Origin of the sequence: Neisseria sp. HMSC069H12, from assembly GCF_001812735.1 — a bacterium.
Taxonomy (GTDB): domain Bacteria; phylum Pseudomonadota; class Gammaproteobacteria; order Burkholderiales; family Neisseriaceae; genus Neisseria; species Neisseria subflava.
In genome coordinates this window covers 44,630-56,630 of the sequence record NZ_KV810253.1, presented here as the reverse complement: position 1 = coordinate 56,630, position 12,001 = coordinate 44,630, and the positions used below count along the sequence as shown (strand labels likewise).

The 12,001-nt window shown below is 50.1% G+C and carries 10 protein-coding genes; 1 reads left to right on the top strand and 9 read right to left on the bottom strand.

Annotated elements, in window-relative coordinates:
* The 5 genes from HMPREF2872_RS04035 to HMPREF2872_RS04015 all read right to left on the bottom strand — a co-directional run.
* On the bottom strand, nt 1–731 hold a 731-nt coding region (locus HMPREF2872_RS04035), incomplete at its 3' end, for a peptide chain release factor 1 (protein ID WP_070631392.1).
* 157 nt (nt 732–888) lie between these two features.
* A complete protein-coding gene (locus HMPREF2872_RS04030) occupies nt 889–2,157 on the bottom strand; it encodes an NRAMP family divalent metal transporter (protein WP_070631390.1) in 1,269 nt (422 codons plus the stop codon).
* 287 nt (nt 2,158–2,444) lie between these two features.
* Nucleotides 2,445–3,212 (bottom strand): TatD family hydrolase, encoded by a 768-nt coding sequence (locus tag HMPREF2872_RS04025; RefSeq protein WP_070631387.1) that lies wholly within the window; start codon nt 3,210–3,212, stop codon nt 2,445–2,447.
* 12 nt (nt 3,213–3,224) lie between these two features.
* Nucleotides 3,225–4,208, bottom strand: a complete 984-nt coding sequence (locus HMPREF2872_RS04020) for an asparaginase (RefSeq protein WP_070631385.1) — start codon at nt 4,206–4,208, stop codon at nt 3,225–3,227.
* A gap of 66 nt (nt 4,209–4,274) precedes the next feature.
* Entirely contained in the window at nt 4,275–4,937 is a 663-nt protein-coding gene (locus HMPREF2872_RS04015; protein WP_070631383.1) for a DedA family protein, read from the bottom strand.
* A gap of 249 nt (nt 4,938–5,186) precedes the next feature.
* Here HMPREF2872_RS04015 and ubiD point away from each other — a divergent pair, with 249 nt between their 5' ends.
* Entirely contained in the window at nt 5,187–6,665 is a 1,479-nt protein-coding gene (gene ubiD, locus HMPREF2872_RS04010; protein ID WP_070631381.1) for a 4-hydroxy-3-polyprenylbenzoate decarboxylase, read from the top strand.
* A 267-nt stretch (nt 6,666–6,932) separates the two neighbouring features.
* Here the strand turns inward: ubiD and HMPREF2872_RS04000 are convergent, their stop codons facing one another.
* The 4 genes from HMPREF2872_RS04000 to nirK form a co-directional block, all read right to left on the bottom strand.
* Entirely contained in the window at nt 6,933–9,026 is a 2,094-nt protein-coding gene (locus tag HMPREF2872_RS04000) for an AsmA family protein (protein WP_070631377.1), read from the bottom strand.
* A 175-nt stretch (nt 9,027–9,201) separates the two neighbouring features.
* Nucleotides 9,202–9,471 (bottom strand): 30S ribosomal protein S15, encoded by a 270-nt coding sequence (gene rpsO, locus HMPREF2872_RS03995; RefSeq protein WP_036491726.1) that lies wholly within the window; start codon nt 9,469–9,471, stop codon nt 9,202–9,204.
* 209 nt (nt 9,472–9,680) lie between these two features.
* On the bottom strand, nt 9,681–10,436 hold the full coding sequence (locus HMPREF2872_RS03990) for a formylglycine-generating enzyme family protein (protein ID WP_070631376.1): 756 nt from the start codon (nt 10,434–10,436) through the stop codon (nt 9,681–9,683).
* Between the two features lie 174 nt (nt 10,437–10,610).
* Nucleotides 10,611–11,771 carry a copper-containing nitrite reductase gene (gene nirK, locus HMPREF2872_RS03985; RefSeq protein WP_049352146.1) on the bottom strand — a complete coding sequence of 387 codons (1,161 nt, stop codon included), beginning with the start codon at nt 11,769–11,771 and terminating at the stop codon, nt 10,611–10,613.
* Nucleotides 11,772–12,001 lie beyond the last annotated feature (230 nt).

Here is a 12,001-nt window from a genome sequence, read left to right as displayed (position 1 = left end):
ACGGCGGAGTCGGTTTTGTTGATGTGCTGACCGCCCGCGCCGGATGCGCGGAAGGTGTCGATGCGCAGGTCGGCGGGGTTCAATTCGATGTCTTCGAGTTCGTCCGCTTCGGGCATGACGGCAACGGTACAGGCGGAGGTGTGGATACGGCCTTGGCTTTCGGTAGCAGGGACGCGTTGCACGCGGTGGCCGCCGGATTCAAATTTCAGACGGCTGTATGCGCCCAAGCCGATAATGCGGGCGATGACTTCTTTATAGCCGCCCAATTCGCTTTCATTGGCGGAAACGATTTCGACCTGCCAGCGGTTGCGCTCGGCGTAGCGGCTGTACATACGCAGCAAATCGCCGGCAAACAGCGCGGCTTCGTCGCCACCCGTTCCGGCGCGTACTTCGATAAAGATGTTTTTGTCGTCGTCGGCATCTTTGGGCAGCAGCAATTTTTGCAACTCGGTATCGAGTTCGTCGATTTTGGCTTTTGCAGCTTCGATTTCTTCGGCGGCAAAGTCTTTCATTTCAGGGTCGGACAGCATTTCTTCGGCATCTGCCAAGTCGCTTTGTGCCAGCTGATAGTTTTGGAACACTTCGACGACGGGGGTCAATTCGGCGTGTTCGCGTGTGAGTTTGCGGTAGTTGTCCATGTCGGACGTGGCTTCAGGCTGACCAAGCAGGTGCGTGACTTCTTCCAGTCGGTCGCTGAGTTGTTGTAGTTTTTCTAAAATAGACGGCTTCATAAATTTTCCAAAATACAGATGCCGTCGGGTGGTCTGCAACGGCGAAATAAGGAGTCATTATAATGGGTTTGAATGAAAATTCAAAAAGATATGATTGATTGGAAAGGCCGTCTGAAACTTGTTTTTGAGTTTCAGACGGCCTTTTTTCCATGTGGGTTTATTTAGGCGCAGCCAAGATGCCTGTTTGGTTCAGCAGGAATAAAACGGTAAACCCGGTCAGGTAAATCAAGCCGAGGATGGCGAGGAAGTTCATGCCCATGGTCAGTTTGTGGCGTTTGTCGCCTTTGACGAGGCGGTAGTTCAACCAAGCGAACACAGGGGCTGAAACGAAGGCGGTGATCATGGCGAATTTGAGCAGCTCGGCCATCGCGCTGTTGAACCAGAAAATCACGGCCAAGCCCGAACCTGCAACCCAGACGTTCCAGGCAAACAATTCGGCATTGCCGGTTTTGTCTTTGCCGCGCAGCAGGCGTACCGGTTCGGCAATCGCGCGGGCGTAGCCGTCCACTACGGTAATGGTGGTGCCGTACATGCAGGCGAAGGCGATAAACGCTACTAAGGGACGCGACCAGTCGCCGATGGTCACGGCGTACATATTAATCAGCTGGCCGACATATTTGCCACCGGCCATTTGTACGGCTTCGCCGTTGCCGTATTGGACATATGCACCCAAGGCCAAGAAGACGACCGCCAACACTGCGCTGGTGATGTAGCCGACGTTGAAGTCGAAAATACCGTCGCGGTAGCTGGAAGGATTGATGCGTTGTTTTTCCGTTACCCACAAAGAGTTGATGGCGGAAATTTCAATTGGCGCAGGCATCCAGCCCATCAGTGCGATTAAGAAGCCCAAGCCGGTCAGCGTCCATGGGGTAGGCTCGATAAAGTCGGGCTTCATCTGCATACCGCGAGACATGGCCACGGCTGCCGCGGCGACGGTGGCAATGGTCAGGCTGACGATGATGATTTTGGAAACGTTGTCCAATGCTTTATAGCGGCCGCTTGCCAAAATCAGCAGGCAGGAAGCCATGATCAGGGCGGACACTATACCGGTATCGAGAGTCAGTGATGGGATTGCCATTTTGACGATGGCGGCGGTAACGATGGCAACCGCACCCGCGTTAATCGTTGCCGATGCAATACACAAAATCAAAAATACCCACAAATAAACGCGGCTTTTTTCGGCATAGCCTTCAATCAGGCTTTTGCCCATATCCAGCGTGTAATGTGCGCTGAAGCGGAAAAACGGGTATTTGAACAGGTTGGTCAGAATAATAATCAACGCAAGCTGCCAGCCGTAAAGCGCACCTGCCTGCGTGGAGGCGATAAGGTGCGATCCGCCGACCGCTGCCGAAGCCATCATGATGCCCGGGCCGAGGGCATTAATTTTGCTCTTCCAAGTAGAGGAGTGTGTATGTTGTTCTGCCATAAGTATTTTCCGCCTGTTTCAGACGGCCTTATTATCAAAAAAAAGCATATTTTAACGTAAATAAAAAGTTTGCCCAATAATATGCGTAATACTTTTTATCAATCAAGGGGAAAATACGGTTTGAAAAAGCTGAAATAGGGGAATTAGCGATATTTTGTGCCAAAAACATTTTTTCAGACGGCCTTGTATCGCTTTTTATTCATGAATATAGGGTAGGGGAGGCAGAGTGTGTTGGTTTGGAAACGAAATGGCAGGGCAAGGCTTTTTGATGCTTTGAGGAGGGCATATTAAGGGGAAGTATGGAGCAGGGAATCCACGTTTTGCTCGGTGATTTCAGCCAGTTGCGCCAGCGGTATGCCGCGCAATTCGGCGGCAATTTCGGCGATACGGCGGATGTTGGCTGGTGTATTGGTTTCATGGCCGAGCATAAAAGGGCTGTCGGTTTCGAGAATGAAATCCGTGTCGTTTAAAGCTTGTAAGGCGGCACGGACTTTTTTTGCATTGGGATTGAGTAGCAGCGAGCCTATGCCGATTTTGAAGCCGAGTTTCACCAAAATCCGCGCTTCTTCTACGCTGCCGGAGAAGGCGTGAACGATACCGCCTTGCGTGAAGCCGGCAGTTTTGACGGCGGCGGCAATGGTGGCAGTGGCTTTCAGATTGTGGATGATGACGCGGCGGTTGAGTTTTTGGGCGAGGGTAAGTTGGCGGATAAAGACGTTGGTCTGCGTGTCGCGTTGCGCTTGGGTTTGCTCTTTGCCATAAAAATCCAAGCCGATTTCGCCAACCCATGCTTGCGGATGCCGGATTAATTCGGACTCTAACTCCTGGAATACCGCTTCGTTGAGGCCGTCTGAAAACCATGGGTGAATGCCTAAAGCGATATGGATATTTTCAGACGGCCTTTCCAACTGCGCAACTTCCTGCCAATCCTTGTGAGATGTTGCCGGTACGATAAAACGCGCTACGCCGACGGCTTGCGCTTTGGCAAGCACGGTAGGCAGCGTGTTGGCAAGTTTGGGATCGGCAAGATGGCAGTGGGTGTCGGTAAAAGTCATGTTTAATGGCGGTTACAGCAGATTTAATTGTCGTAATTCCTGTTGCACCTTATCTGCATTCCAGTCATGAGATACGGCAAGGGTCATCAGCGCAGTGGCGGTTTCAAGGTTGCATTTGCCGCCATTAATAATGCCTGCCTGACGCAAAGCATCGCCTTGGGCATAAACGGCAGCGGCGCAACCTTGCGGCACTTGGCTGATGTTGAGCAGCAATTTGCCTTGTTGCGTAAAGGCTTGGACGGCTCGGACAAACGCATCGTCGCTCGGCGCATTGCCATGGCCGTAGCTTTGCAGAATCAGGGCTTGGGTGGAAAGATGGGGCAGGCCGTCTGAAAGTTCTTGCGCGGCATAACCGGGAATCAGCGTGCGGACGGAAACTTTGGCTTCAGGGTTTGGAAGACGCGGTTTGAGGCCGTCTGAATGTTGGGTCAGGGCGGTACGGATATTGTGCCAACCTTTGTTTTCCTCCCATTCGGCGAGCGCGCCAAAATGCAGGTTATCAAAACCTGCGGCGGTCTCGGTGCTGACCTTGCTGCTGCCGACGGCGGGGAAGAGTTTGCCGTCAAAGGCAATGGACACTTGTTTGAGTTTGAGCGAGAAAGCGGAAACGGCGGTAGCAAGGTTGCGCGGTGCATCGCTGTTGGCAGCATCGTAAGGCCATTGCGAGCCGGTCAGGATAACGGGTTTGTCCAAACCTTGCAGCGAAAGGGCGAAGAGGTTGGCAGTATATGCCATGGTATCCGTGCCGTGCAGCACCAAAATGCCGTCATAGTCAGGCAGTTTGGCGATAATAAGCTCCAACCAGTCGCGTTGGTTTTGCAGCGTTACTGCGGAAGAATCGATGAGCGGCTGGCAAACGTGCCATTCGAAATCAAGGCCGTCTGAAAAGGGGGCAAGGGCTTTATCGACGAGGGCGGTGTCGGGACGCAGGCCGGCGCTGCTTTGGGTCATGCCGATGGTGCCGCCGGTGTAGAGGACGAAGATTTTTTGTTTCATGGTGTTTCTGATGAATGATTGAGGCCGTCTGAAAGCAAGGAAGTGTTTCAGACGGCCTGGAATGGTTTATTGATTGGTTTGTTTTTTGGCTTTTGCAGCGCGTTTTTCGTGTAATTTTTCACGGAAGAAGGTATGGCGGCGGTGTTTTCTCCACCAAATCCAGCCGACAATGACGGCACCGATGCCCAGTACCGCAAAGATACCGGATTGCAGGCTGTGCATTTTTTTCATCAGCCAGTCGGTATTGCGTGCGCCGTATTCGCCCAGATAAATCCAAACCGGAACGGAAATCAGCGCGGCCAAGCCGTCCATCAGGATAAAGCGCAGGTAGGAAACCTTGCGGCTGATGCCGGCGGTTACGAAAACGGCGGTACGCAGGCCGGGCAGGAAACGGGCGACGAATAAAACCCAGTTGCCGTATTTGTCGAATTTTTCCTGTACTTGGGCGTAGCGTTTGGGCGTCATCACGCGCGCAATCGGTTTGAATTTAAGGATTTTTTGCCCCCAAATCCGGCCGGCCGCAAACATAAAGCCATCGCCCGCCAATACGCCGAGCATACCGACAAGAAACATAATATGAGGGTTGGTATAACCCAGGCCGGAAATCACGCCGCCGGTTACCAGTGTCAAATCTTCAGGAATCGGCACGCCGAAGCCGCAAATAACCAAAACGAAAAACACGGCCGCATAGCCGTATTCAACGAAAAAAGATTCTAAAATAGCAAACATGGCCGCTGTCCCACGATAGATATTGATTGATAACTGGATTAATTTGGAATTTTACCAAAGATAAGGCCGTCTGAAAGCAATCACAAGCAGATATTGTTTAAATTTGACGGTAGTTTGCAAAAAATCTCAAAATTCGCACGTGGAAAGTTGGGATTTGAACAGATTTGGCAGGTACAATAGCCGCTGGTTTATCTTTCAAACCCGAAATGGCAGTCTGTTTTCAGACGGCCTGTTCAGGAAAATGAAATCATGAAATACAGAGATTTGCGAGAATTTATCGCCGGATTGGAAGCTGATGGCAAACTCAAGCGCATTCAGCATCCGGTGTCGCCGCATTTGGAAATGACCGAAATCGCCGACCGCGTGTTGCGTGCCGAGGGGCCGGCGTTGTTGTTTGAAAACCCGATTAAGCCTGACGGTACGCATTATGATTATCCCGTCTTGGCGAATCTGTTTGGTACGCCCGAACGCGTGGCACTGGGCATGGGTGCGGACAGTGTGTCCAAGCTACGCGAAATCGGGCAGACGCTGGCGTATTTGAAAGAACCCGAACCGCCCAAAGGCATCAAAGACGCGTTTTCCAAGCTGCCGTTGCTGAAAGATATTTGGAGCATGGCGCCGAACGTGGTGAAAAACGCGCCGTGTCAGGAAATCGTGTGGGAAGGTGAAGACGTTGATTTGTATAAACTTCCGATTCAGCATTGCTGGCCGGAAGACGTTGCGCCGCTGGTAACATGGGGCTTGACCGTAACGCGCGGTCCGCACAAAAAACGCCAAAACTTAGGCATTTACCGCCAACAACTAATCGGCAAAAACAAGCTGATCATGCGCTGGCTGTCGCATCGCGGCGGCGCGCTGGATTATCAGGAATTCCGCAAACTCAATCCCGATACGCCGTATCCCGTCGCCGTTGTGCTCGGTTGCGACCCTGCTACCATTTTGGGCGCGGTAACGCCTGTTCCAGATACCTTGAGCGAATACCAGTTTGCCGGACTGCTGCGCGGTTCGCGGACGGAGCTGGTGAAATGTATCGGCAATGATTTGCAAGTGCCTGCCCGTGCCGAAATCGTATTGGAAGGCGTGATTCATCCAAACGAAACCGCGCTGGAAGGCCCATACGGCGACCACACGGGCTATTACAACGAGCAGGACCATTTCCCCGTGTTTACGGTCGAGCGCATCACCATGCGCGAAAACCCGATTTACCACTCCACCTACACGGGCAAACCACCCGATGAACCCGCCGTTTTGGGCGTGGCGTTGAACGAAGTGTTCGTACCGCTCTTGCAAAAGCAGTTCCCCGAAATCACCGATTTCTACCTGCCGCCCGAAGGCTGCTCCTACCGCATGGCGGTGGTCAGCATGAAAAAACAATACGCCGGACACGCCAAGCGCGTGATGATGGGCTGCTGGTCGTTCCTGCGTCAGTTTATGTACACCAAATTCATCATCGTGGTTGATGACGATGTGAACGTGCGCGACTGGAAAGAAGTCATCTGGGCAGTAACCACGCGCATGGACCCCGTGCGCGACACCGTTTTGGTGGAAAACACGCCCATCGACTACCTCGACTTCGCCAGCCCCGTCAGCGGACTCGGAGGCAAAATGGGCTTAGATGCAACCAACAAATGGCCGGGCGAAACCGACCGCGAATGGGGACGGGTGATCCAAAAAGACCCTGCGGTTACGGCTAAGATTGATGAGATTTGGGGGGAGTTGGGGTTGTAGATGTCGGATTTATTGGAATTTCTACTTCAAATATTGATGGAAATGATTGGGTCTATGTTTGAGGGTACGGTAGAAATATTGAGGCTCGATTGGAGAAAAAGAAAACTCTCCAAAAAAGGCTTGATAATGTTGGTCATATGGTTTGCCATCATTGTTGCACTGATTGTGTATATGGTCATTCCTAAGTAAACATTTTATTCTGACAAGGTATCTGTTAAAAGGCCGTCTGAAACGTTTTGGGTTTCAGACGGCCTTTGATTTGAAAACTTAGCGCGGTTTGAGCCACTTCCATTGTTCTTGTATGGTTTCTTGCAGGGCTTTTTGTTTTTCTGCAGGTGTGTTCATGCCATTGGTCAAGCGGCTGTAGTCGAGGGTAATGGAAGGGTTTTGTACGGTTCCGCCGATTTTTAGGGGAATCGGTTTGTTTTTAGGTTGCAGCACGTTGCTGATAAGCAGGTTTTCCGATAGTTTTTGGGTATTCAAATCGGTATAGCCGCTGCTGACAACGTGCAGGCTGTCGGAAAACAGTTCGGTGTTGATATGATGGCTGATGCCTTTCTCGATTTCACTATTGAGGGTGAAATGATGGAAAGGGGTTTTGAGGTTTCTGTTGTCGATTTTTTCCGAAGAGATGCCGTTTTTCAGAATGCTGTCCATATCAATACCGTGCCATGCACCGTTGGTGATATCGAGGAGCAGGCTGCCGTTTAGGGCTTGTATCATTTGGGTGCGGTCGTTGCCGGTGGTTTTTATGTCGATAACGGCGTCGCCGCTGCCGCTGAAGCTGTGGAAACCGAACAGGTCTTGTAGTAACGGTTGAATTTGTATGCCTTTTGCGTTTTGCTGAAGGTGGTAGGAAGCAGGTTGGGTCGCCGCAATACTCAGGCCGCCCTCGGTTTTGCCGCCATAAAGCCCGGCTTTGAAACGGTGCAGGGCGATATGTTCTTTATCTGCGGTAAGCAGGGATTCGACGTTTTCAAGTTGCAGGCCGGCAGTTTGAATGCTGCCGATTTGGAGGTTTGCCTCAATGTCGGGCAGCCAGGATTTGGCCAGCAGGGAAGGAAGACTGAGTGACGGCTGGGTTTTCAGGTCTTCTAAGTAAGGGGTCAGATTAAGTTTTTGTAAGGCGATACCGGCGTCAAGGTGCGGGCGCGGTTGGGCATCGCGTTGGTATTTAAAGGCCAAGGCGAGGGCCTGCCTGTCAAATGCGCCTTTCAGACGGCCTTCCCATGTATTCAGGCTGAAGTTGGCTTGCCCTTCGAGTGTGCTGATGAAGCGTGGACGGGGAAGGCGGTTGATGGTGTCTTGCAGGGTGCTGAGGTGCAGTTTGGGCGCATCAATACCTTTGCCTTTTTGCCAAACCAACGGGCTGGAAAAGGTAAAGTTGGTTTGGAGGCGGTCGTTTTTATGGCTGCCTTTGAGTTCAAAATTGGCGGCGGTCAAAACGGTTGCGTAGAGGTTGGCTTTGTCCAGTTTGAATGAGCCGTCCCATTGGTTGTTTTCGCTGCCGGCGGTCAATGCGCCGTTGAGTGTATTAAGGTGTAAATAGCCGTTTTTGAATTGCAATAAGGGCGAACGTGCGTTGATATGCAAGTTTTGAAAGCCGCTTTCGGCTTGCAGATTGAAGTCGCGGAGTAGGGCGGTTTGGTTTTGCCAATTAAGGCTGCCTGCGATTTGGGCATCCAGTTTGTTTTTGAGTAATACGGTTTGCAGGTTCAGCTTAAGGGCGGGAACACTCCAACCGGCATTGTTGGGTACCAGATAGCCTGCACCCTGCCAACTGATAGGATTGCCGATGTTTTGCAGTGTGCCGCTGATGTCGAAGGGACGGCCGTCTGAATCGGCTTGCTGCAGGGAAAATTGCAGATTGTTTAAGGCAATATTTTGCTCTTTAGTGTGATAACGGATGCTGCCGTTATTGATGATGATGCGGTTGAGCTGAAAACTTTCTTTTGACGATGGGTTTTGTTGCAGGCAGGCGGGCAGATGGTGTTTTGAGTCCAGTGTCAGTGTCGGGTTTAAAAGAATCCATTTCTCAATTATGGGCGCATCCGACCATAGGCTGCTCCAGCCAAAGCCCATTTTGGACTCGGCGATGTTCAACGTCGGCGTGTCAGGTTCGGAAGAGGAAAGGCTGAGGTCTTTTAAAATCAGCGTGGGGCGCGGCAGCCATTTTCTGCTGATAGTGGTGTTGTATTTGATTTGGCAGCCATGGGCGGAAAAGTTTTTTTGTATGAATGCGTCGATGTTTTCTGTGTTGAATATGCGGAACATTAAGGCACTCAATACCGCCGCGAGGCATAAAAGCGCGGTAATGCTGAAAACCAGGGTTTTCAGCCAAAATTTTCCTGAGTGCAACATGGAATGAACAGACAATTCAGATTCTCGCTTTGATGGGAGCTTTAAGGAGTGATTGGGAGTTTAAGCCTTGCTGCTTAAGCGTGTGGAAGTATAACACAGAGTGAGCCTGGTTTCAGACGGCATGGGCATGTGAATAAAAACACCGCCTAAAGGCGGTGTTGATTTTAAGCATAAATTATTTACGCAGACCCAGGCGGGTAATCAGTGAACGGTAAGTATCAGGCTGAGTACGGCGCAGGTAAGACAGCAGGCGACGACGTTGGCTAACCATTTTCAACAGGCCGCGACGGCTGTGGTGGTCTTTAGGGTTAGCTTTGAAGTGAGGAGTCAGGTCGTTGATGCGGAAAGTCAACAGAGCGACTTGTACTTCAGAAGAACCGGTATCGCCTTCTTTGCGTTGGAAATCTTTAACAATTTGTGCTTTTTGTTCTACGGTCAATGCCATGATGGATAACTCCGAAAATAAAAGAACCTTTTCAGGTTCGGACAAGTTTGCCAAGCCAAACGACCTAAGCAAACTCCTAAGTGTCTTTTTATAAAGACGGGCGGATTATGCCACAATTTGTCTTTGTGTGCCACATCTTTTCAGACGGCCAAAAAAAGCGGCGATACCTTCCAGTACCGCCAAAGCTGCTTTGGTGATAAAACTAAACTTTATTTGCTTGCGCAGCGGAAGCCTAAGTTATTTAAAACATATTTGGATTGCAGGCTGGTACGGATGCCGTAGCGCAAGAAAGCCGCATAGTTGGATGGGTCGCTTGAGCCTACGGATGCGCCGCTACAGAACATTTGGGTGTTGGACGAACCGGCTGAGAGTTGGCTGCTGTTGAAGTCTTCAGTCCATTCCCAAATCAGGCCATGCATATCGTATACGCCCCAGTAGTTGGGTTTGTTTTTACCGATGTCGTGCAGGCCGTTGCGGCCGCCGTCTGCATACCAATCCAAGATGGTGCGGTTATAGCCAGGCTCGGCAGAGCCGTCTTTTTGAGTGGCAGAAGCCAAGCCTGCAAATTCCCACTCGTCAATAGTCGGCAGGCGTTTACCTTTGGAAACGCAGTAGGCATTCGCGGCGAACCATGAAACATTGGTTACCGGATGTTTGAGTTCGCTGGCTTTAGGAGCAAAACTGTTGCTGCCGTTCTTTACCCAATGTTTCAGGTAAGCTTTTTCAGCATGTCTGGAACTGATTTTGCCTTTTTGCCATTGCGGATGCGTGTTCACAAATTCGGCAAACTCAGCATTAGTCACCGGATATTTGTCAAGCTGGAAGGGTTTGACTTTAATAAGGGAAGTTTCTTTTTTGAGATAGAGAGGACGGTAGCTGCCTCCTTCGATTTTTACCATTTCGGCAGCAAATGTATTGCCGCAGATTAAGGCACTGCCTAAGAGGAGGAGTCGTATGAGTTTCATGGTACGCCCTTATTATCGATTGAAACAGAAAATTTATTTTTCAGATAGCCTAATCATAACAAGGCCGTCTGAAAAATCAATCTGTCTGATTTGAACAGGAAGATTAATCGTGATGGAAGCCACTGCTGCTCTAAAGAGTAGGGCAGCAGTGGCTTGGCGTATTAAACCGAGAGATTATTTAGCGGCTTCAGAAGCACCAGACGCAGCTGCTGGAGCAGAAGCGGCAGCACCGGCAGGTTGGTAAACGGTGTCGCTCAGTTTTTTGGTCATGATTTCAGGGTTTTCATCACCCTCAACTTTCAATTGACCCAAAGCACCTTTGTTGAACGCACGGAAGAGAGAGTGGTCAACCACAGTGTAGCTGCCTGGAACGTCGACTTTGAATTCGATCATGGCGGCGCCACCGGCAGGAATCAGGGTACTTTGTACGTTTTCGTTGATCAGTTTACCACCTTCAACATATACTTTGTCGAAGATTTCGCCGATAACGTGGAAAGAAGATACCAAGTTAGGACCACCGTTACCAACGTACATACGAACAGTTTCACCAGTTTTAGCTTTCAGAGCGTTGTCGCCGGCGATAGAGCCTACGTGACCGTTGAATACAACGTATTCAGGTTGTTCAGCAATCGCTTTATCCATATCGAAAGGCTGCAGGCCTTGAGCACCTTTTTTACCTTTAGTATAGAAGTCGCCTTGTACGATGTAGAACTCTTTGTCCACTTTAGGCAGACCTTCTTTAGGTTCAACCAAGATCAAACCGTACATACCGTTGGCGATGTGCATACCTACAGGAGCAACGGCACAGTGGTAGATGTACAAACCAGCTTGCAGTGCTTTGAAGCTGAAGGTAGAAGTGTGGCCTGGGGCAGTAAAGGTAGCTTCTGCACCACCGCCTGGGCCGGTTGCAGCGTGGAAGTCAACGTTATGAGGAACAGTAGAAGAAGGATTGTTAGAGAATTCAACTTCAACAGTATCGCCTTCACGTACACGGATCATTTGACCTGGAACGTCGCCGTTGAATGTCCAGTAGTGGTACTCAACACCGTCTTCCATGGTCATGGTTTTTTCGACGGTTTCCATTTTAACGCGTACTTTAGCCGGATGATCGCGATCAGTTGGAGGTGGAACTTCCGGAGCGTGAGTTACGATAGCATCGATTACAGGCAGTTCTGAAGAAGGAGTCTCGGCAGCAGCTTGTGAGTCAGAAGCAGCAGCAGGAGCTTCGGCAGAAGCGGTGGCAGCCGGAGTTTCAGCTGGTTTAGCAGCTTGTTCGCCGCATGCGGCCAGTGCAAATACAGAAGCGATAAGTGCAGCTAAGGTTTGGCGTTTCATGTTTAAAGTTTCCTTATTGTAAGAAAAGTTAAGTATCCTGATAGGATGGTTTGAAATTTTGTATGATTATGTAGGCGCTTGTTTGGGTGTATTTTGACATAAATCAAATTGTTCAATGAATATGAATCTTTTAATCCTTAAATACTCCTTTAGTAGTATAAAAAGCTAAACCGAAAAGTTTATTTTTGTGTGAAAATGTTAGTGTGGGCTTAACACAAAATATAACAAAG

What these genes read in the sequence shown, in the direction of transcription:
- HMPREF2872_RS04000 (WP_070631377.1), bottom strand. Translation starts at nt 9,026, where the DNA reads ATGTTGCACTCAGGAAAATTTTGGCTGAAAACCCTGGTTTTCAGCATT.
- HMPREF2872_RS04025 (WP_070631387.1), bottom strand. Translation starts at nt 3,212, where the DNA reads ATGACTTTTACCGACACCCACTGCCATCTTGCCGATCCCAAACTTGCC.
- nirK (WP_049352146.1), bottom strand. Translation starts at nt 11,771, where the DNA reads ATGAAACGCCAAACCTTAGCTGCACTTATCGCTTCTGTATTTGCACTG.
- ubiD (WP_070631381.1), top strand. Translation starts at nt 5,187, where the DNA reads ATGAAATACAGAGATTTGCGAGAATTTATCGCCGGATTGGAAGCTGAT.
- HMPREF2872_RS04020 (WP_070631385.1), bottom strand. Translation starts at nt 4,208, where the DNA reads ATGAAACAAAAAATCTTCGTCCTCTACACCGGCGGCACCATCGGCATG.
- HMPREF2872_RS04030 (WP_070631390.1), bottom strand. Translation starts at nt 2,157, where the DNA reads ATGGCAGAACAACATACACACTCCTCTACTTGGAAGAGCAAAATTAAT.
- rpsO (WP_036491726.1), bottom strand. Translation starts at nt 9,471, where the DNA reads ATGGCATTGACCGTAGAACAAAAAGCACAAATTGTTAAAGATTTCCAA.
- HMPREF2872_RS03990 (WP_070631376.1), bottom strand. Translation starts at nt 10,436, where the DNA reads ATGAAACTCATACGACTCCTCCTCTTAGGCAGTGCCTTAATCTGCGGC.
- HMPREF2872_RS04015 (WP_070631383.1), bottom strand. Translation starts at nt 4,937, where the DNA reads ATGTTTGCTATTTTAGAATCTTTTTTCGTTGAATACGGCTATGCGGCC.